Origin of the sequence: Methanosarcina barkeri MS (assembly GCF_000970025.1) — an archaeon.
Lineage (GTDB): Archaea > Halobacteriota > Methanosarcinia > Methanosarcinales > Methanosarcinaceae > Methanosarcina > Methanosarcina barkeri.
In genome coordinates, this window is the sequence record NZ_CP009528.1 from 3488650 (window position 1) to 3507380 (window position 18731).

Annotated in this window: 15 protein-coding genes; 10 read left to right on the plus strand and 5 right to left on the minus strand. The window is 39.9% G+C overall.

Annotation, left to right across the window (positions count from 1 at the left end):
• Window positions 1-33: 33 nt before the first annotated feature.
• Window positions 34-528 carry a GNAT family N-acetyltransferase gene (locus MSBRM_RS14040; protein ID WP_048156084.1) on the plus strand — a complete coding sequence of 165 codons (495 nt, stop codon included), beginning with the start codon at window positions 34-36 and terminating at the stop codon, window positions 526-528.
• A 293-nt stretch (window positions 529-821) separates the two neighbouring features.
• Here MSBRM_RS14040 and MSBRM_RS14045 read toward each other — a convergent pair whose 3' ends face one another.
• On the minus strand, window positions 822-1178 hold the full coding sequence (locus MSBRM_RS14045) for a hypothetical protein (protein WP_048123477.1): 357 nt from the start codon (window positions 1176-1178) through the stop codon (window positions 822-824).
• Between the two features lie 514 nt (window positions 1179-1692).
• Between MSBRM_RS14045 and MSBRM_RS14050 the strand changes: the two genes are divergently transcribed.
• The 3 genes from MSBRM_RS14050 (at window position 1693) to MSBRM_RS14060 (ending at window position 6059) form a co-directional block, all read left to right on the plus strand.
• Window positions 1693-2520: an ABC transporter ATP-binding protein gene (locus MSBRM_RS14050; protein ID WP_141706496.1), complete on the plus strand. Its 828-nt coding sequence runs from the start codon at window positions 1693-1695 to the stop codon at window positions 2518-2520.
• Window positions 2521-2971: 451 nt separating this feature from the next.
• The gene (locus MSBRM_RS14055; protein WP_048121242.1) at window positions 2972-4774 is read left to right on the plus strand and encodes a glycosyltransferase; all 1803 of its coding nucleotides are present in this window, start codon (window positions 2972-2974) and stop codon (window positions 4772-4774) included.
• A gap of 301 nt (window positions 4775-5075) precedes the next feature.
• Complete coding sequence (locus tag MSBRM_RS14060; RefSeq protein ID WP_048156086.1) at window positions 5076-6059, plus strand: galactose-1-phosphate uridylyltransferase; 984 nt, start codon at window positions 5076-5078, stop codon at window positions 6057-6059.
• A 204-nt stretch (window positions 6060-6263) separates the two neighbouring features.
• Here MSBRM_RS14060 and MSBRM_RS14065 read toward each other — a convergent pair whose 3' ends face one another.
• Window positions 6264-7256, minus strand: coding sequence for an IS701 family transposase (locus MSBRM_RS14065; protein WP_048155834.1), 993 nt, complete (start codon window positions 7254-7256; stop codon window positions 6264-6266).
• A gap of 352 nt (window positions 7257-7608) precedes the next feature.
• Here MSBRM_RS14065 and MSBRM_RS14070 point away from each other — a divergent pair, with 352 nt between their 5' ends.
• Window positions 7609-8796 (plus strand): glycosyltransferase family 4 protein, encoded by a 1188-nt coding sequence (locus tag MSBRM_RS14070; RefSeq protein ID WP_048121246.1) that lies wholly within the window; start codon window positions 7609-7611, stop codon window positions 8794-8796.
• A 304-nt stretch (window positions 8797-9100) separates the two neighbouring features.
• Here the strand turns inward: MSBRM_RS14070 and MSBRM_RS14075 are convergent, their stop codons facing one another.
• The 3 genes from MSBRM_RS14075 to MSBRM_RS14085 all read right to left on the minus strand — a co-directional run bounded on the left by MSBRM_RS14075 (window position 9101) and on the right by MSBRM_RS14085 (window position 11724).
• On the minus strand, window positions 9101-9733 hold the full coding sequence (locus MSBRM_RS14075; protein ID WP_048121248.1) for a DUF2150 family protein: 633 nt from the start codon (window positions 9731-9733) through the stop codon (window positions 9101-9103).
• Window positions 9734-9807: 74 nt separating this feature from the next.
• A complete protein-coding gene (locus MSBRM_RS14080) occupies window positions 9808-10257 on the minus strand; it encodes a UPF0179 family protein (protein ID WP_048121250.1) in 450 nt (149 codons plus the stop codon).
• Between the two features lie 396 nt (window positions 10258-10653).
• Window positions 10654-11724 carry an NAD(P)-dependent glycerol-1-phosphate dehydrogenase gene (locus MSBRM_RS14085; RefSeq protein ID WP_048121251.1) on the minus strand — a complete coding sequence of 357 codons (1071 nt, stop codon included), beginning with the start codon at window positions 11722-11724 and terminating at the stop codon, window positions 10654-10656.
• Between the two features lie 789 nt (window positions 11725-12513).
• Here MSBRM_RS14085 and MSBRM_RS14090 point away from each other — a divergent pair.
• From MSBRM_RS14090 to MSBRM_RS14115, 5 genes are all read left to right on the plus strand, one after another.
• Entirely contained in the window at window positions 12514-13371 is an 858-nt protein-coding gene (locus tag MSBRM_RS14090) for a DUF63 family protein (RefSeq protein WP_048123481.1), read from the plus strand.
• Between the two features lie 73 nt (window positions 13372-13444).
• On the plus strand, window positions 13445-14185 hold the full coding sequence (locus MSBRM_RS14095) for a stage II sporulation protein M (RefSeq protein ID WP_048121253.1): 741 nt from the start codon (window positions 13445-13447) through the stop codon (window positions 14183-14185).
• A 1431-nt stretch (window positions 14186-15616) separates the two neighbouring features.
• On the plus strand, window positions 15617-16780 hold the full coding sequence (locus tag MSBRM_RS14105) for a formate--phosphoribosylaminoimidazolecarboxamide ligase family protein (RefSeq protein ID WP_048156090.1): 1164 nt from the start codon (window positions 15617-15619) through the stop codon (window positions 16778-16780).
• Between the two features lie 350 nt (window positions 16781-17130).
• Entirely contained in the window at window positions 17131-18357 is a 1227-nt protein-coding gene (locus MSBRM_RS14110) for a translation initiation factor IF-2 subunit gamma (protein WP_048121259.1), read from the plus strand.
• Window positions 18354-18722 (plus strand): DNA-binding protein, encoded by a 369-nt coding sequence (locus MSBRM_RS14115; RefSeq protein WP_048121261.1) that lies wholly within the window; start codon window positions 18354-18356, stop codon window positions 18720-18722. Before MSBRM_RS14110 ends, MSBRM_RS14115 begins: the two co-directional genes overlap by 4 nt.
• The last annotated feature ends 9 nt before the right edge of the window (window positions 18723-18731 follow it).

Consider the following 18731-nt stretch of genomic DNA (forward strand, 5'->3'; position numbering starts at 1 on the left):
AACATTTTTCATAAGGAAATTCAATTTATATTTATGCCCAAAGTAAAAATTCGCCCTCAGGAACTCTTTGATTCCAAATGTTTCTTTGACATAATTACACGTACAAATCTCGAATTCATTGAGTTTCCTATAAAAACACTTGAAGAAGAAAGGTATTTTCTGGGTCTAAATGAAGCTAAAAGAAAGGCTAACTTTGAGTACAATTTTTCCGTTCTCTATTACGGAAGACTTGTAGGAGCCTGCGGGATAAAGATCGACCAGCACAGACCCTGGATAGGAGAAATTGGGTACTTCATTGACAGAGATTATCAGAGAATAGGGACTGCAACCGAAGCTGTAAAACAGCTTGAAAAGATCGGGTTTGAGCAACTGGATTTACATAGAATTATCATCCTTATGGACACCCGGAACCTTGCAAGCGAGCGCGTAGCTCAGAAATGTGGGTACAAAAAAGAAGGTACAATGGAAAAAGTCCACCGCATAGGGGAAGATTATTACGACTGTTTCCTTTATGCGAAAATCAGGTAATGAAAAAATTGTGCAGGGCGAAAGAAAAATAAGATATGTCCAGAAGGATGCCCGGGGAGAAAATCAAACAGGGTGGAATCAGCTGAAACCAGCTTAAATCAGCTTAAATCAGTCGAAATCGAGTGAGATTGGTTAAAATTTGTTGAAATTGACTGAAATTATTTGGAATCAACTAAAATTAATTGTAATAGGTTGGAATCAGCTGGAACCGACTGAAATAAAGATTCAGTTCAGCCTGTAAGCCTTGTAATAAGAAAAGGAAAAAATAGGCAGGTAACGCAGGCATGACTGAATCAGACAAGCCCGATAGCCTGTATAAGGCTATTCCCATACCAGACAACCATAAGATTATTTGCTGTTACAAAGACCCCAACGGATTCTATAATACGTTTTGTGAGAAACCATTTTTCCCCCGACGTTTTTATCAAAGGAGCTGCATAAAAAAGCAGGAGAATAAAACCTATTTTTACAAGCAAAAGATGATATATCCCGTAATTTTCCAGAATCATTGCCGGAACAGGATTATATTCCGTACCCTGATTTAAGGCACAAACCGTGGAGATCCAATCTCCGATTACATAGAAAAGAATAATGAAACGTATCTCGTAGAGATAAGAACTGAACGAACCCCGAGTATTGTAGACTTCCAACAAAGAACCTCCCAAAACTCCCCATTTTCCGGTAGAGGAAAACTATATTATAAGATTATATATACGTAAGAAACAAAAACAAGAAACTAAAATAGAGATTAATAATTTTTAGAAAATACGTACTAAGAATTTTTAGATAATTTAGGACACGAAAACACATTAAATAGATGTAAGTATATAAGCGAACTTGTTACAGTTATTAGATGATTGTACTTAGATAATTGCACTCAGATGATTGCACTCAGATGATTGTACTTTAGATGATTGTACTTTAGATGATTGTACTTTAGATGATTGCACTCAGATGGTTGTACTCATAGATTTATTCAGGTTTAGTATTATTCAGGTTTAGTATTTCTTATTATGATATTTTAAAATAGTTAGCTGTAAACTGTAAACAATTATATTTAAAAGTGTATGGTGGTACATCCATCGAAAAACTTGAGTTAAATATAAAACTGTTGGTATTTTGATTCGCAGCGTTCATGAAACTTTTATCCAGATTATCAGATAGATGGTAAAAATGACTCAAAACGTGGACTTTTCAGGGAAGACTGATTCTCCTTCCTTGCTGGAAATGAAAAATGTAACCGTCGTCAGAGGCGGGAGAAAAATCCTTGATTCGGTGTCCCTGTCAATTGAGCAGGGAGAACATGTTGCAATTATCGGGCCTAATGGTTCCGGAAAATCCTCCCTGATCAAGACATTTACAAAGGAATATCACCCGCTTGCAGCAGCCGATGGGCTTATTCTGAATATCATGGGCAAAGGGACCTGGAATGTCTTTGAGCTAAGAAAACTGCTCGGGATAGTCTCAGGAGACCTTCAGCAGACCTACTTCCGTCAGGTTAGTGTGCTGGATGTCGTACTCTCAGGGTTTTTCAGCAGCATAGGAATTTACTATAACCATGAAGTTACCCCTGAAATGGAAACCAGAGCAAAGGAAGTGCTTGAGTTTCTTGAGATTTCCCACCTTGAAGACAGGATGATGTCTGAACTTTCTTCAGGAGAAGCCAGGAGGGTACTCATAGGAAGAGCCCTTGTACATGACCCTGAAGCCCTTATTTTAGATGAGCCTACAAATAGCCTTGACCTCAAAGCCCTTCACAGCTTCCGCGAAATTATCCGGAAAATTGCCGGCTCGGGAAAGAGCATTATTCTCGTTACTCACGCCCTTGAAGATATCATTCCCGAAATTAACCGTGTAATCCTCATCAGAAATGGAAAAATCTTCATGGATGGAAAAAAGCAGGAAATACTGACCGACTCAAACCTCTCGGAATTGTTTTCTCTCCCGGTCGAAGTTGTGAAGAAGAATGGTTACTACCAGGCCCTGATCTGAAGAACAGGCGTGGATTAAAACAAAAAGCTGACAAAATGAAAATATTATATTAACGCCAGCATATTAAAAATCCAGGCCCATCGACATTTCAGGCTTCTCAACATTTCAGGCTTCTCAACATTCAGACCTGCCAACATTCAGACCTGCCAACATTTTAGGCTTATAAACGACTCCGTAGTATCAGAATAAACTGATACTGAGTTCTGCTTTTTATCAATATTCTCAACAGATCCCGCATTTTTTATATTTTTCCTTTTTTCTCTTTAACCTTTATCTATCTCCAGTTCTTTTAACAGGCGTAGTCATAAACTTCAATCTTCTAGTCGCACATAATACATTCCTTACAACTTTCTCTTCTGATTGATACACTTTAATACTTATACGTGAATTAAAACATAAACTATAACTGAATGGCTATAAATGAATGACAAAAGACCCTGGGGGATTAAATTTGGGAAAGCATTTTGTCATAATTGCCGGAGAAGAAGCAGGCCCTAAATCAAATAAAATGGGCGGGATCTGGAATGTTATTCATGAAGAGGCACAAACCCTTGCTGCTCTTTTCGATTCGGGGCAATTGGATACAAAAGAAGATAAAGAAATACTTGTTGTGGGCCCTTATTATGCGCACAGGGGCGCGGACTGGAATCGGGGGTTAAATCGAATTACGGAGATGAAGGAATTTGACTCCCTTAACCCCGGCGAAGAACTTCGTAAAAGCCTTGAATCCCTTGAAAACTCAGGTATCAAGGTGTTTACAGGATCCAAGTTCGTGGGGAGAACGAAGATAGGTTATTTGCAGTTTCAAACCTCTGATTTTGGAAAAATACGCTCTATGTATAAGGGAAATGAGATGAACCTTGAAAGTAGGATCAAATCTGAAGCCTACGAGCACCTTGGGCTTGACTCCCTGAGATACGAGAATATGTCAAACGGGCCTGAGTATACCCATTACCTATGCCTGTCCTATGCAGTTTCAGAGCTTGTCAGGCTCCTGCTAAGCACAGCTTCGGAAAGTTCCGAAATTCCCGACGCAGCTTCAACTCATGCTTCAACTCATAGTTCTATTCCCTGCCCAAGAGTCTCTCTGCACTGCCATGAATTTGGGGTGTTTTATGCGCCAGCTAGACTTAAGAAACTCGGAATTCCAGTAAATACTGTTGCAACTCTACACGCAACTCTGCCTGGAAGGACTGCAGGATACAATACTATCCAGAAAAGAAGGAATAATGACAGCACATGGCCTTCAGGTGTGCCTGAAAACCTGGCCGCCCTTGAAGCGCTGGCTGCATATGCCGATACGGTTACTGCAGTAGGAGAATCGACTCGACAGGAAGCAAGGCTCTTTTATGGGATTAATGGAATTGTGATCCGAAACGGAATAACCATAGAATCCGACAAGATAGACTGGGATCTTAAAGAAAGCTCCCTTAAACGAATCAGAAAATTCCTTTCCGAAAACCTGTATAAGTACCATGGAGGGGAAAGGATCGAACCCGAAAAGATAATCCCGATTTTCACAATCTCTCGTCTGGAGGTGGAAAATAAAGGATATCCGGATCTTCTCGATTCCCTTGTTGCGCTTGAGCACATAATAAAAAATAACATTCTCGAAGGGCATATGCAGGAGGAAATCAGGGTAATCTGTTTCCTTGTTACGGCTGAAGGGTCAAAAACAAACCTTCCGTCAGGATTTCCTGTAAACCTGCCAAAAGAAGTGCTTGTAGGAAACGAACTGAGAATCCAGCAGATGATTGAGGATAGGGGGCTGGATTTTTCGAAAATGGTAAGGGGAAAACGCTCGGTTGCAGCACTTTTATACCCCCAGATTCTTTCAAGCTCGGATGGAGGGTTGGGTATGGAAGTTGAGGAATTTATGGCAGGCTGCTGTGCAGGTATTTTTCCCTCGCGTTATGATCCCTTCCTGCTCACAGGGCTTGAAGCCGGAAAAGAAGGAACCCCAAGTGTGGTCAGTCGGGTATGCGGCTTCAGTGATGCCATAAAGACAATTGAGTCCCTTAAAGAAGCGCTTGGAGGAGTGATAGTAGTGGACAATATCGGTCTTTCCTACTATGAAATAATCCTTGATTATGCCCTGGCAGTCAGTTATTTTACACGGAATTTCATAGAAGATAGGGTAAAGTATAAACTCCTCTGCAGGGAAGCATTCCTCCTTGCAAAAGATATGGGCTGGAAAGCTCCTACTGAACAGTATTATGAACTGATAAGCGGGGCTCGGTTCTGCAAACAGTAAAATACTGCTGGTAGAGGATAAAAAGAAGTTAAAATATCAGGAGAAAACGAATATCAGGAAAAATGAATATCAGGAAAAATGAATATCAGGAAAAATGAATATCAGGAAAAATGAATATCAGGAAAAATGAATATCAGGAAAAATGAATATCAGGAAAAATGAATATCAGGAAAAATGAATATCAGGAAAAATGAATATCAGGAAAAATGAATATCAGGAAAAATGAATATCAGGAAAAATGAATATCAGGAAAAATGAATATCAGGAAAAACGAAAAGAAATATGGTGAGGTTTTCCTGAAATGTCAGAAATCAGAAAGCATTACTTTCTTTCCGAGTACTGTATAATTGCCGAAGAAAGAGCTAAAAGGCCTTCGGATTTTGCAGTCGCAGACGAAAACAGCGAGAAACACAGCTCTAAAAACTGCTTTTTCTGCGGAGGAGCCGAGGAAAATACCCCTCTTGCCACTGCTGTCTATAAAAATGGGAAAATCTATTCAGATACCCCTGAAAAAAGGGTACGAGACTGGGATTTCCGCTGCTTTCCTAACCTTTATCCTGCCCTTTCACCTGTGCCTGAGTCCCCAGAGCAGGAGGAAAACGAGCTGCAGGCTGAACCCGGGTATGGGTTTCACGAAGTTATCGTAGAGACACCTTTGCATGGGACAAGGCTTGAAGACTTTTCTAATTCTGAAATTTCAGAACTCATGCAGGTCTATAGAGACCGTACATGTAATTACGCAACCCGTGAAAATATACGCTACGTTTCCCTGTTTAAAAATTCCGGGGAAAAAGCAGGGGCTTCTATTAACCACTCTCACAGCCAGCTTCTTGCCCTGCCGTTTTGTCCTTCTCCTCTAGTAAGGGAATTGAAGGTTATCAGAAAAATAGAGAAATGCCCTTACTGTGCCATTTATGACCTGGAAAAGGCGTCTCCACGTTTAATATCTAAAAACAGCGAATGGATAGCCTTTACTCCTTATTCCTCAATGGGACCATTTGAAGTGTGGTTCCTTCCCCAAAAACATGTCAGTTTTCTTGGTGATTGTAGTGACAAACTTCTTTTTGCTCTGGGGGATATTCTGAAAGCCACTCTCAAAAGTTATGGACGAATTCTTGGAAAACCTTCCTTTAATTATATGTTTTACCAGCTTTCCGAATCTCCTGAATATCACCTGAACCTCCGTTTGCTCCCCAGGATTACTGCTCATGCGGGTTTTGAACTCGGTACAGGAACCTATATTAATACGGTTTCTCCGGAAAGGGCAGCCTCTTATTTGAGATAAGAACTTAAGCATGGAGAATGAGGCTTGTAAAACAAACTGAAAAAGATGAGTCCATTAAACTGTTTTTATTTTTATATTAAATTGTAACAAAAATTTACAGATATGTTTATCTACCATTAAAAAGGAATAAAGTTAGTAAAATATATAGGAGTTACGCAGTTGGCTCCTAGCATATTGTTTTTTCCAAACTTTCAAATATTTGAATTAATTTAACGTGTATTGGGGATTCCTTAAGTATTCTGTCACTGCCACTCTTCTAATTTTCATAGCACTTTCAAACCAGGATATTCCACTTTTGATTCTTTGTAATTCCAGTCTAAGAAAAGCTCTTAATGAGAACATTATATGTGCTCTTTGTGATTCTTCCTTTCTTGCCTGACATTTTTCGACACCACAGAACTGTTTTATTCCCCTATGATATTCCTCAATTTTCCATGACTTCTTTGCCAAATCTTCACGTTTTGCTTCATCCATCTCTTGCACATCTGTAACCCAGTGTTGCGTGTCTCCATTTTTTGAAACTATCCTAAACACCTTTACAAATCCATATGCTTTGAGGTGAACCACACGTCCTTTTGGAGGAATATCTACTGTTTCAAGTGGCACATTTCCCTTGTTGTCAGGATTTACCAAACGATTATTTTTCAATCTTGTAAGGAAATGCCACTCTTTCTGTCTAATGGCTTTAAGGTTTTTCACACTTGCATACCATGTATCAAATAAAACGAATTTGGGATTAAAACCACGTTCTTCGGCCTTGTCAAGCATATCACGGAAATGGTCATTCTTTGTTTTGTCGTCTACATCGATGTTATAAATTCGAAAATCGATAGGTATAACGGTTGTACCGTCAGTCCAAACTAAGGTAACCAGGCCTATTCCCTTTACAGTACGATGATGTTTTCCACTCCACATACGACGAACAAAAGCAATTTCTTCTGCGTATGGTTTATCTAATGTTGAATCATCAACAATTAGGTATCCTCCCTTAAGCTTGACATAACTTTTTACTTCCTCCCATAGTGCTTCCGTGTCTGGAGGTTGCCTTTGAAGGCAACGAGTAAAAGCATCATGAGAAGGAGCATTAGCTATGTCTGGATAACATCTAGCAGCTTCAGTACAGCTAAAAACGTTAGAAGCCGCAATGAGAAAATTAATGTAGTCAATGTCGGTACACTTAGGTGGATTTATGTCCATAACTCCGTACGTTTTTAGAGAAACACTAAGCCATAAGTATATTTATAAAGATATCAAGTTTTCGGCATTTTAACTGCGTAAGTCCTAATATAAAAAAACCAGATTCTTAATACAAAAATTATCTTTATGTCACGAAAATTAAAGTTATACTCCTTTTGCTTATACGGCCAGTTGAAGGCTTAAGGGGCATAGAATTATAGAAAATTATGGCGAGCTAGATCAGTAAACTTGAAATTAGTAATATGACTGAATTCAGCAAACTAAAAAATCTACTTATTAGAAAGGCAAGGGGGAGCCTGCATTCTTTGTTACTCCTTAACTCCCATTTTGATAAAAATGGATAAGTGAGCTTATGAAAAAGATTCGAATAGGAATGTTTGCCTGGGAAAGTTTGTATTCGATACGTGTAGGAGGGATTTCACCCCACGTGTCCGAGCTATCTGATGCTCTTGCAGCAGAGGGGCATGAGGTCCACCTGTTTACACGAGACCATGAAAACAAAGATGAGGTAATAAATGGGGTTTATTATCACAAAATTGCCTGTGACCAAAATGGAGGAATCATTGAGCAGATGAACCATATGTGTGATGGTATGTACTGCCGATTCCTCGAGGTGAGAGAAAGTGCAGGAGAATTTGATGTTCTACATGGCCACGACTGGCACCCTGTAAATGTGCTTTGCAGGATAAAAGCCCAGTTTGGACTGCCCTTTGTACTGACCTTTCACAGTACGGAATGGGGGCGTAACGGAAACCGCCATGGAGACTGGTGGGAGGCAAAGGAAATATCACACAGAGAATGGCTTGGAGGCTATGAATCTTCGGAGATTATCATAACCTCAACCATATTGAAGGAAGAAATCAAGCAAATCTACAAAATTCCCGATTACAAGCTATGGGAAATTCCTAATGGCATAAACGTGGGAAAAATAAAAAGGCAGATCAACCCCGGAGATGTGAAAAGACACTATGGTATCCATCCATGTCTTCCAGTAGTGCTTTTCACGGGAAGGATGTCCTATCAGAAAGGACCTGACCTGCTGGTGGAAGCTGCTGCTAGAGTCCTGAAGAAAAGGAATGCACAGTTTGTGCTTATAGGAGAGGGGGAAATGCGCTCTCAGTGCGAAAATCAGGCTCATAGGCTTGGCATTGGAAATTCCTGTAATTTCCTCGGGTACGCTCCGGATAATACCGTAATAGACTGGTTCAATGCCTGCGACCTCGTATGCGTGCCCAGCCGGAACGAGCCTTTTGGAATTGTGGTGCTTGAAGCCTGGGACGCAAGGAAACCTGTAGTTGCAAGTGACGCAGTTGCCCTTGTGGAAAATTTCAGAACAGGCGTTATTGCACATAAAGAGCCCTCTTCTATCGCCTGGGGACTTAATTATGTCCTTGAAGGGCTTGGACGCAACCGAATGGGAGAGAAAGGTTACGACCTTATTAAAAAGCGGTATAACTGGAAAACCATAGCTGAAAAAACTTTTGAAGTATACAAAACAGTAATCGAAAAACATGAGGTTGCGGCAGGAAAAGTCAGCTGAAACTCAGGAATTCGAAATGAAAGTAACCTTTAAATTTTAATTTTTTAACCACTTTTTATCAATAACGTTTAATTTTTTGAATTGATTTTTGAGCTAATATTAGTTTTCGGGCAGAGTATTGAGTATTTTAAGTATATTTATTTCAAAAAGTACTTTTTTATTTCAAGATTTACGTTTTTATTTTGAAAGTTACTTTTTTTATTTTGAAAGTTACTTTTTTTATTTCGAGGTTTGTTTTTTATAAATATTCAAAGGACTTCCGCATTCCTAAAAACTGGAAACGGAATCCTTTGTTTAGGATAGTTTATATATCCTCTTCATCCTCTTCATCAAATTCCTTGTAGCTGTCGCTTCCTACCATTGCAGCCGAGATGGAATCAATTCCGTCAAGCCATTCTGCAACAATGCCGTAGGGAAGATCGGCCATAACCTCTTCAGGCAAGCTATTTCCTTTCAGCACGAGCGCACCGCATTGTGCAGTATAGTCAAGAGCAAGCTCAAGGTCGTCCGAGGATTCTGCCTCAATGGCTGATTTTACAAGCTCTGCAATATCGGTTCCTTCATCATAGTCGCCCATAACATAGCATTCGAAGGCGATAAGAGCCCCCATAAGAGAGGTCTGGACAGAGTCGATCATAAGGTTGATATCTTCAGAAATTGGCTCGACATCGGAAAGTACAATGTCCCGGATCTCAGCCAGTATCTCCAGAGCTGTTTCTCTGGAGAGCATACCCTTATCAAAGCGTGCAACCACTTTCAGGCAGGCCAGAATCACATCATCAACCATATTTACGAATATTGCACTTTCTTTTCCAGCTTCGTCTTCCGACTCCTTAATCTGGAAACCGCTCTCTCTTGCCCGTCCGAGCCAGTTTTCCCAGCGCTTTTGGGTATAAAATTCATAGGGGGGGACCTGGTTCATTTCTTGTTCAGGCACTTATAACACCGCTTCTTACCTTTTTTATTAATTGATAATCAATCTTACTATTACTAAAATGTGTTTGTTTACATTCACCAGGACAGTTTTACCTTTTTCAGTGAATAGTTGGCTTCGCACTTGGAATCAAGGTTTTCAAGGACCTCTACAATTTTACATTTATCGCCTTTTAAGAGTCCCTCTGGGTGACAGATATCATAAATCTCACATCCTCTCTTGCCACATTTTGGAGGCTCATACATAATTCTTGCCCCGTCGACTGCTTTTCTTGACTCCAACGTAGTCAGAATAGGCGCCTTGCTCACATCTACGGCAAGCACGCCGCTATCATGCAGGAAACATTCATGGATGTCTTTGTTCCGGATTTTTTCGACTCTGTACCTGCGTCCGGGTTCAAGGTTAAGACAGGTATTTTTCAGCCGGCATTTCTTACATTCAGGCATCTCACCTTTAAATATGAATTCCAGTCCTTCCCTTGCAAGCCGTGATCCGATAAGTGTTATTTTAGTATCGCTTTCTGTCATAATAACTCTTCCTTTTAATTGTTTTTGGGCCTGTACCCCATTTCTCGGGGCCACATGGAGCCTATTCCAAAATAATTTGAAGTTCAATATCAGGTTTGATTTGAGATAATTCTTTAATTGGAAATTAAGTAATTCTTTAAATTGGAAATTAAGTAATTTTTTAATTGAAAATTAAGTAATTTTTTAATTGGAAATTAAGTAATTTTTTAATTGGAAATTAAGTAATTCTTTAATTGGAAATTAAGTAATTCTTTAATTGGAAATTAAATTGACTCCAGATTAACCGGATTTTTTAACCGGTATAGGTTGTTGGATTTCTGAACTGAAACCTACCTTAAACTCTGGTATCTTGAACAGGCGTTCATTCTTGGCTTTAGACTGAATAAGAATAACTTTTTAATTTATGACCTTTGTGATTCTTGCAACTTTCTCAGCAGCAGAAGGATTAAGGCCGCTACCTAGAATTGTATAACGCTCTGGACGAATGCTGTGTGCATTTAACAGGGCTTCGATTATATATTTATCTTCTATACCCAGTTCTTCAGCAGTTACAGGAGCTCCTATCTTTTTTAAGGCTTCCCTGATTTCCTGCCAGTTTCCTCCGTGGAGGTACATCATCATAATCGTCCCTACTCCACATTGTTCTCCGTGGAGCGCGGGTTTTGGAGCTATCTTATCAAGGGCATGGCTGAACATATGTTCCGAGCCTGATGCGGGTCTTGAAGAACCTGCAATGCTCATCGCAACTCCGTTAGATACAAGAGCCTTTACTACAAGCCTTGCCGAAGTCTCGTGCTCAGGCTTAATCGAATCCGCACACTCAATAATAACCCGGGCAGCCATACGGGAAAGAGCCGCAGCATATGCCCCAAAATATTCATTCCTGAGCCTGCTTGCAAGTTCCCAGTCCAGTACTGCCGTATAATTAGAAATTATGTCTCCACAGCCAGCCGCAAGAAAGCGGTAAGGGGCTGCTGAAATAATCTCCGTATCTGCAATAACGGCAATAGGAGCCTGGGCCTGTGCAGACGTACTTATCCCATTATCCACAATTGAGGCACGGGAAGATGCGATGCCATCGTGGGAAGCTGCCGTCGGCACGCTAATAAAAGGAAGTTCAAGTCGGGTCGAAGCAAGTTTTGCAAGGTCAATAGACCTGCCGCTTCCAACCCCGAGGAGAAAATTAGCCTCTACCTCAAGAGCCTTTTCCATAACCTTTTCGACCTCTTCCTTAGTAGCTTTGCACGTCAAAACCATTTCCGCACTACAACCTGCACTCTCAAGGAGGTTACTGACTCTCTTACCTGCAATATTCTTTGTAGTACTTCCGGTCACGATCAGCGCATTTCCTTTCATCTTCAGGTCCCTGCAGACATCTCCAATCTCCTCAAGCACGCCATGCCCGACAAGCACATCTCTTGGGAGCTGCATCCATTTTGCGCTGTTATTGTTAATGGTCAATTTCATACCTGCATCAGTATTCAATTATGATAGATTGTAAATTGGCTTTTATAAACTCGAATATACGTACGAAGTCATAAGTTTAGATTATCAGCAGACTGCGGCATATCAGGTACATTCAATTACGTTAACTCTTAACTTACGTCAACTCATAATTTACGTTAACTCTTAACTTAATTATTTATAATTCTAGTCTGGAATATGTCTCAAGTTAGAGATCTTATTAATGTTTAGAAATATTTTCAGGTTTAAGATATCGTTTCAAGTGTTTTTCAGGTTTGATATATTGTTTCAAGTGTATTCAGGATTTTATATATTTTTATAAGTGTTTTTAGGGGTTTACATATTGTTTCAGGTATTTTTCAGGTTTGATACATTGTTTCAAGTATATTTGAAATCTGAGATCATATTTAAAGTGTCTTTGAGGGCCGAGATTTCAAAACTCATAATTTATAAATCTTTACTCAGAACTTATTTAAGACTATTTCCATGTTTATATTAGAATAATCTTTATGTTTACATCGTTATAAATTCTCGATTCTTACCAATATATTATGTATGACAATTAACCACTAGAATATTATAAATAATTATAAAAATACCGTAATACATTAAAGCTTATATAATATTGCTAACGCTTATTGGGTGGAACCCTTCGGAAAGAAATATCTTACATTAGAACGAAGATCGCACACTGGAGAAGAATACTACCCTCTTGACTAAGGAAGTAAGTTCGGCGTATACATTTTAAGTATTGATTGTATTAGGATATTGCCATTTTGAATGAGTGATAAGATGAGTTTTTCAATAGATAATGTCTCACAGTTTATTAATACCTATTATCTTGACCCCATAAGAGGCGATGAAGGGTATAATCCAGTAAACACCATTACCTGGGCAATAATATTGGGTATTTGCATATTTGGGGTTTTCAGGCTGCTCGAAAAGCTTGAGGTAAAAATAACTCCCCGATTTATTGCGTCTGTCCTGCCTTTCGTACTTGCAGGGTCTTCCCTGCGTGTAATTGAAGATTCTCCTGCAGGTATCTTCCACCCGCCATTTAGCTATCTTCTCATAACTCCCAATATTTACTTCCTGGTTTTTGCGATAACCGTAGGCTGTCTCTGGATTTCAATCCGGATGCAGAAAGCAGGGCTTGTAAAGGATTTTCATCTCACCTTTGCAGGCTTCGGACTCGCATTGTTTTTCATAAATCTTGCTGTCCTCCTCCATTTCGATAATATAGTATATCCTTACGTTCCCGTATTCGTAATCGTGGCAGGAACAGGTTTAACCTTTATCTTTTATCTTATTGCCCGTCATTTCAAGTCTTCAATATTCACCAATCCCCTGAACCTTTCTATCCTGATGGCTCACTTGATGGATGCTTCTTCGACATACATAGGAGTAGATCATCTTGGATACTTTGAAAAGCATGTAGTGCCCACCTATCTTATTAACTTGACCGGCACCGCATTGGTTATGTATCCATTAAAGCTTATTATCTTCGTAGGGGTTCTTTATGTTCTTGACACTCAGTTTGAGGATGATGAGCGTTCCTTGAACTTGAAAGTACTAATAAAAATGGTCATTTTGATCCTTGGTCTCTCTCCTGCAACCCGGAACACTATCCGGATGATGATGGGAATTTGAGATAAAAAGATATTTGTCAAGCGTTATATGTATTTGAAACAGGAAAATAAGCTAAGAATACGTGGGGATAGGTATGGAAAAAGAGGACGATTATAATTCAGAGGAGAGAAAAGAAGGAATACAGACTACAGGAACTCCTGAAGGAGAGATAGAAAACAGGGGATATGCTACAGAAGAGAAAGATTTATTTCCCGGAAGCAGCGCAGCAGAAACCTGGCGTGACAGCAGAAAAGATCCAAAAAAAGGGTCTAGATATCTGCGATTTATCTGGCCTTATGCACTTCTTATGGCCTTTATATTTTTTGTATTTTTAGTCGTAGGCTATTATTCAGCTGCAAGTTTCCCTTCTATGGCTGAGACTCTCAGAGAAAGCTTTAGCTCCCGTTTTTCGTCAATTATGACAATGAACCCTCTTTTTATAATGTTTACAATTTTTCTTAATAATGCATTTTTAAGCCTGCTTTTTCTGGTACTCGGGTTGGCTCTGGGAATTCTTCCGATACTTTTTATCGCCTTTAATGGATATGTTGTGGGAGTCATCGTTTATCTTATAGCTCAGGAAAGAGGACCGCTTTTTATTTTGCTTGGTCTTCTCCCTCATGGGATACTGGAATTGCCTATGGTCTTCCTTTCTGCAGGAATAGGGTTTCGGCTCGGGTACCAGGTATTTTCTGCCCTTATAGGGAGATCTACCCAGATAAAAAGTGAATTTAAAGAGGGACTTACGTTTTATTTCCACTGGATCTTGCCTCTTCTTCTGGTTGCAGCTATAATTGAGACTTTTATTACGCCTGTTATCCTTAGTTCGGTTTAAGAGTCGGGGTAATTACTGAAAAACGTAAGATCTGAGGAAAGGTTCCCAAATCTTGATAATGATTGGAGTTGTGTCCGTAATATAAGAATTAATCAGCCAGAATTAATCAATAACTCACGGACACTACCCATTTTTGAGACTTTTTATTATTATAGGACGATCCAATATTCGAGGTTTACGATATTATCCCCTGGTAATGTTCAAACTCATCTTTCAAAGATCATGAAAAAACGATAACATTAGATTGCACAGTTAATGTTGTAGATGAAAAATAGTCTGTTTGATAGCGATTTTATCCAAATTCAATAATTTTTTGTTTTTTAAACTCGCTATGCATCGAGCCCGTAAACTTCATACAATTTTGGGATTATATTTACATACCAGTATCGTAGCTACTAATTTTAGACAATTTTGGATTTATTTTCATTAGACACTACGACTTTCGTTATCTAACAATTCATTCTTGGTATATCTGTGAAAGTCAAGTCAAAGGTTATTCCGAGATATATTTATCCGGTCACTGAAATGCATTTTGTATATTTTTATGCCGATTAAATATAAATCAATTACTAATATATTAATAATGGGCGAAAGGTCCGGGATTGGAATAAAAGAGGTGAAATGATATGGTAAAATGTGGAATTTGTGGAGGAGAAGCTCCCAAGCAGCCCTGTATTACTGAAGAAGGAAAATGCGATATTTGTGGGAAGAAGGTCACTCTCGCAGAAGAAAAGAAGCAGAAGTGATGAATAAATAATGGAAATGTATTTTAATTAACTAACACACCACATCGAAAGGAGAAATTTACAGTAATTCTTACCTTTGAACAGGGGGTAATGATTACTATCTCTTTTCATATTCTTTTAAGCTTGTTTCAAAATTACGATGATTCATATTTTTGACCATAAACAGGTATTCCATTCATTTGTATTTGGTTAAGGAATTTGGTAGTGTGTGTGAGTTATTGAAAATCATAAGCACAAGAATATCTCTATATTTTCCTCAAATGATGGGGTTGTACTTGCTTTTTCTGAAATAGTCAATAACTTACGGACACGACTAGTTTAAGAAAGTGTCAAAAACTATGGAAACTCAGAAACTGGAAACTAACGGGAAAGTTTCAAAAATGGAGTAAACTCAGAAACTGGAAACCAGTGGAAAAGTTTCAGATGTTTGTTCTGGCCTATCTTTTTCTGGCTTTAGTGCTTTCTTGTTTTCTTTCATTATATAAATGGTTACTTATATTAGAAAGGGATTTAATAGGTAAAGCCGTTAATGGGGAAAACCTATCAGGATTTTTACTTCATAATACCTGGCAACTAGTCGCAAGACCTGCGTTTCGAGGAATCTTCATCGAGTAGCAGGTTTGAAAGCCATATCTATTACCATTTCATTGAAAGGAATCATTTCCAAGACCAAGGAACATCAAATATGATTGACAGGAACGAAATTAAGGAAATCGTTGAAGGCTACTATACCCACGCTGATGAGATAAAAATCGGAACTATAGGCTCTCACTCAGGACTCGACATCTGTGACGGGGCAGTTGAAGAGAAATTCAGGACTCTTGCTGTATGCCAGGCTGGCAGAGAAAAAACATACAGCGAATACTTCAGGGCTCAGAGAGACCTTTCTGGAAAAGTAATGAGGGGGATTGTTGACGAGGCCATTGTTTTCAAAAAGTTCAATGAAATTCTCCTGCCCGAAAACCAGCAGAAACTGGTTAATGAAAATGTGCTTTTTGTCCCGAACAGATCCTTTACTTCATACTGCAGTATAGATGAGATCGAAGAGAACTTCAGAGTGCCTCTTGTGGGAAGCAGGAACCTTCTCCGGAGCGAGGAACGCAGTGAGCAGCAGAGCTATTACTGGATTCTGGAAAAAGCAGGACTTCCTTTTCCGGAAAAAATCGAGTCTCCAAAGGATATCAATGAGCTTGTAATGGTCAAGCTCCCGCATGCAGTAAAAAAACTCGAACGGGGATTTTTTACCGCTTCAAGTTACAGAGAATATACGGAGAAATCCGAGTCTCTAATTAAGCAGGGAGTTATCACACGTGAGGCCCTTGAGAATGCAAGGATAGAGCGCTATATCATAGGTCCTGTATTCAACTTTGATATGTTTTATTCCCCAATCGAGCCGAAAATGAGTAAGCTGGAACTCCTTGGGATTGACTGGCGCTTTGAGACCAGCCTTGATGGGCACGTAAGACTTCCTGCCCCGCAGCAAATATCCCTGGCCGAAAGCCAGTTAACTCCTGAATACACGGTATGCGGACATAACTCTGCAACACTGCGCGAGTCTCTTCTTGAGAAAGTCTTCCAGATGGGAGAAAAATATGTAAAAGCTACACAGGAATATTATTCTCCCGGAATTATAGGACCTTTCTGCCTGCAGACCTGCGTTGATAAGGATCTTAACTTCTATATTTATGATGTGGCACCAAGAGTAGGCGGCGGGACCAATGTTCATATGTCAGTAGGTCATTCTTACGGCAACTCTCTCTGGAGAAGACCAATGAGTACAGGAAGAAGACTGGCCTTTGAGATCAGGCGCGCCCTCGAACTAGAGAAGCTTGACGCTATCGTCACATAAATTTATTAAGGCTTTCCGGCATTAGTAGATATTAACTATGCAGGATACCGTAAACTTTAAAAGTATCACCTGAATCTGCAAGCTTTAAATCGTGATACGAAAACACAATAATAGAATTTACCCAGACTCCCAATTCAGGAAATCCAGACTATGGACTGGGCTGAGGAATATTTTCGTTCCCCAAGACCCGCTTTAATTCATAATTGCATTTTGAATTACAGACCAGATGAGTTAAGGGTTGGAATCTGCGGATCTACTGGAAAAAGTAATTCCAAATTTTATGGTTCAGGTTTAGGATAATAGACCTGTCTTATATCGGATCACTTCACTTTACTGGAGGAAATTACAACTTGAGTCAGCCTTGCGTTAATATCGGCATGGTAGGACATGTCGACCATGGAAAAACCACACTTGTTAAAGCCTTATCAGGCTTTTGGACAGATACACATAGTGAGGAAGTAAAAAGAGGGATTTCTATCAGACTGGGGTATGCAGACTCCCTATTCAGAAAATGTCCCAAATGCCCTTCTCCCCAATGTTATACTGTAGAAAAGACCTGCCCTAACTGTGGAGAAAAGACGGAAGAACACAGGACAGTGTCCTTTGTAGATGCTCCTGGACACGAAACCCTTATGGCTACTATGCTCTCAGGTGCTGCTATTATGGATGGGGCAGTACTAGTAATTGCAGCAAATGAAGACTGCCCGCAGCCCCAGACAAAAGAACACCTTATGGCACTGGATATTATAGGAATTAAGAATATTGTTATAGTGCAAAATAAAATTGACCTTGTATCCAGAGAACGCCTTCTCGAGAACTATCGCCAGATAAAAGAATTTGTTAAAGGCACAGTCGCAGAAAATGCCCCTATCATCCCGATCTCGGCTCAGCAGAATATTAATATCGATGTCCTTATCGATACTCTGGAAACCGTGATTCCCACTCCTGTCCACAAAGTAGACAAGCCTGCCAGCATGTTGATTGCTCGTTCTTTTGACATTAACAGGCCAGGAGCTTCAATTGAGGAAATGCGTGGGGGCGTTATCGGAGGAACTCTGACCGAGGGAGTACTTCATCCCGGAGACGAGCTGGAAATAAGGCCAGGAATCAAGGTTACAACCGAAGGCACTACAAGATGGGTTCCGATTATGACAACGATTTCGTCTATCTTTGCAGGTGAAACAAAGGTAGAGGAAGCAACTCCCGGAGGCCTTCTAGCTGTTGGAACTTATCTTGACCCTACCCTGACAAAAGGTGACTCTTTAACAGGACAGATTGCAGGCGCACCTGGTACCCTTCCTGAGACCAGACATCAGTTCGTTATGGAATTACACCTGCTCGAAAGGGTAGTGGGCGTTACAAGAGAAGAAAAAATCAATGAAATCAAAACCAGTGAACCCCTTATGCTCAATATAGGAACCGCAACCACAGTTGGTGTGGTTACAAGTGCAAGGAAAAATGAAGCGCAGGTGGCCCTTAAACGCCCGATTAGCGCAGCCATTGGGTCAAGGGTTGCTATCAGCAGGAGAATCGACTCTCGCTGGCGGCTTATTGGAGTAGGGGTAATTAAGAGTTGAAAGTTATAATTGATACTAATGGGTTCATGATCCCGGTCCAGTTCGGAGTGGATATTTTCGAAGAACTGAAAAGACTGGGATTTGACGAATTTTTTGTTCCTGAGGCTGTAGTATTCGAGATAGAAAAACTCATAAAGCGGGAAAGAGGTTCGGACAGAACAGCTGCAAAGGTTGCTAGGTCCATGATGAATAGGTGCGAGCTTATAACTCCTGCTGTAGGCCCTGCAGATGATGTAATTCTCAGGCTAGCAAAAGAAATGAGAGCAGCTGTTCTGACAAATGATATCGGGTTAAAGCGCAGGCTTGCCGAAAAAGGAATCCAGACCATATCCCTGAGACAGAAAAATAAACTGGACTTTGTCTGAACCATGTTA